This window comes from Paragemmobacter kunshanensis (assembly GCF_011059185.1).
Taxonomy (GTDB): Bacteria; Pseudomonadota; Alphaproteobacteria; order Rhodobacterales; family Rhodobacteraceae; genus Paragemmobacter; species Paragemmobacter kunshanensis.
Genome location: NZ_JAALFE010000073.1, coordinates 1 through 2,101 on the forward strand (window position 1 = coordinate 1; position 2,101 = coordinate 2,101).

Annotated in this window: 3 protein-coding genes; 1 reads left to right on the forward strand and 2 read right to left on the reverse strand. The window is 63.8% G+C overall.

The features are described 5' to 3' along the window. The first annotated feature begins 256 nt into the window (after positions 1-256). On the forward strand, positions 257-859 hold the full coding sequence (locus tag G5V65_RS21680) for a hypothetical protein (RefSeq protein ID WP_165054667.1): 603 nt from the start codon (positions 257-259) through the stop codon (positions 857-859). Between the two features lie 6 nt (positions 860-865). On the opposite strand, the gene G5V65_RS21685 is transcribed toward G5V65_RS21680, so the two are convergent. Together G5V65_RS21685 and G5V65_RS21690 are read right to left on the reverse strand one after the other, a co-directional pair. Further along, positions 866-1,087: a DUF7220 family protein gene (locus G5V65_RS21685; protein ID WP_165054670.1), complete on the reverse strand. Its 222-nt coding sequence runs from the start codon at positions 1,085-1,087 to the stop codon at positions 866-868. Positions 1,088-1,096: 9 nt separating this feature from the next. Further along, positions 1,097-2,101: DNA cytosine methyltransferase (locus tag G5V65_RS21690; RefSeq protein ID WP_165054672.1), on the reverse strand; the 1,005-nt coding region annotated here is incomplete at its 5' end.

A 2,101-nucleotide genomic window follows, 5' to 3' on the forward strand; every position in this document is an offset into this window, starting at 1 on the left:
AAGAAGCTCGGACTCGAGGTGACCTCGGAGAAGGTCGAAGGACGCGGACGGGTCTACAGGCTTGCCGCCGCCTGACGTCGCGAGAAGATTGCTACGCCGCCGCCCCGACTGGGCGGCGCTTTCTCATTGCCACGACAGCAGATCGCGACGGCGGCCTGTGGAGTGTCGTGTGCCTTTCCCATGCGACCAGTGAGGCTCGTGACGGGCATCATATGCCGTGACATGTTGCGGGAGAAACTGTGAATGGCGGCACAACATGATCGAAGACGAAGATGTTAATCGAGCGATTATTGATCGCGACAACCTGCCTCCAAAGTGGCCCACCCACCGCCATTCGCCCGAATTCTGGGAACAGCTGGGTAGAACTGTCGCAACCTACGGCTTTCTAGAGGAAGTCTTGGGTAAAGCGATCTTCGCATTTACCGCGACTCGCCCGTTTGAAACGTCCGCAGAGGCGCAGGAGGCTTACGCTTCATGGCTTCCAACCCTTGAGCGAGCCTTGACCGACACATTGAAGCCGCTTGCTGAAGCCTATGGTAAGGCGGTTCGCGACAATGCCAAAAGCACCACCGAGAACGTTGACGAACTCGTCGCCGCGATCAAGGAGGCGTCTGAGATCAGGAACGTGATCTGTCATGGTTCGTGGCGGATGCCGGACCGCGAAGGGCGCTCGCTACCGCTATTCGTCAACAAACGAAAAGAGATCTTCGGCACACCGATTGATGTTGCTTACCTCCATCAGGTTCAAAGCCACGTTGCCGAACTCGCGGCCACGGTAATCGATACCGTTACCCATATGGGGTTTCAGTTCCCGGGCGGTGCTGGGCCAGGCAAACGAATTTGGCCAGATAATCTATAAGTGCGATCAAGGCTGTCCCTTTTTCAATCGCTCGAACAGCCGCCGCAGGACGTAGGACCGTGTGATGCTGACCACGGTGAACACCGCACCCATCTTGAGGTTCTGCGCCAGCGTCGTGTGCAGTCCGAAGACCGGGAAGATCAGGATCTGCGTGACAACCGCGACGCCGTAGCCGACGATCACGTTGGCGACCGCTTCGACCAGCGACATGAGGCGCGACTGCTTCATCCCGCGACCTCATCCATCGGCCAGCAACTCAGCCGCCAAAGTTCTGAGCGCATGCGCCGCAACCAGGGGGACCACGCCGTTGCCACAGAGCCGAAGCCGGTCCACCCGGTGGGCCAGCCCATCAGCGCCTCGACGAACAGCGGGTTCAAGGTCCGGCGCGGCTCGGAGGTATCGCGCCCAGCCATCGGCGTCACCAGGACCTGGCGGCCAAGCAGGCCGTTCACCGGCGTGTTCGCCAAGCTCGTCGCCCCATCCTTGTGATCCCGCGCCGTCGGCGTCATCCACAGTCCCGCCGAATGGGTCAGGTCGGCCGACCGCCGGTTCCCCGCGCTCGGCTTGCAGCCGTCGTTCGCCATCGGCGTCGGCCACATCGCGGCTGTGGTCGCGAGGTTCATCCCGTGCTGGCCTGCTTCCTGCGATGGCGTCGGTTTCGTCTGCCGGTTCTCGTTGGCGCTCGCCCGGGGCGTGGGCCAGAGGCGCAGCAGTTCCGTCCGGTTCCCGCCACTCGACCGGGTTCCAGAGCAGGCGCGCGGGGTCGGCCAGCTCGTCCGCCTCGCGGATGGCGAGGATGAAGAGCCGCTCCCGCTTGTGGGGCGCGCCGACTTCCGCCGCCGTGAAGAGGCCTGCCGCAAGGCGGTAGCCCATGCCGACCAGTCCTTCGGCGACTTCGGGGAAGCCGAGGCGGAGATGATGGGCGACATTCTCGAGGAACACGAAGGGCGGCTCGACCTCGCCGACGATCCGGGCGATATGCGGCCAGAGGTGCCGCGGGTCGTCCGGGCCGCGGCGCTTGCCCGCGACGGAGAACGGCTGGCACGGATAGCCCGCAGTGACGATGTCCACCGCGCCGCGCCACGGGCGGCCGTCGAAGGTGGCAACGTCGTCCCAGACAACAGCCTGATCCAGGGACGCGTCTTCCATCCGCGCCACGAGAGTGGCTGCGGCGAAGGTTTCCCGTTCGACATGGCCCACAGCACGATATCCGGGGATGGCGATGGCGAGCCCGAGATCGAG

Coding starts and splice junctions, on each gene's coding strand:
- G5V65_RS21680 (WP_165054667.1), top strand. CDS start 257: ATGATCGAAGACGAAGATGTTAATCGAGCGATTATTGATCGCGACAAC.
- G5V65_RS21685 (WP_165054670.1), bottom strand. CDS start 1,087: ATGAAGCAGTCGCGCCTCATGTCGCTGGTCGAAGCGGTCGCCAACGTG.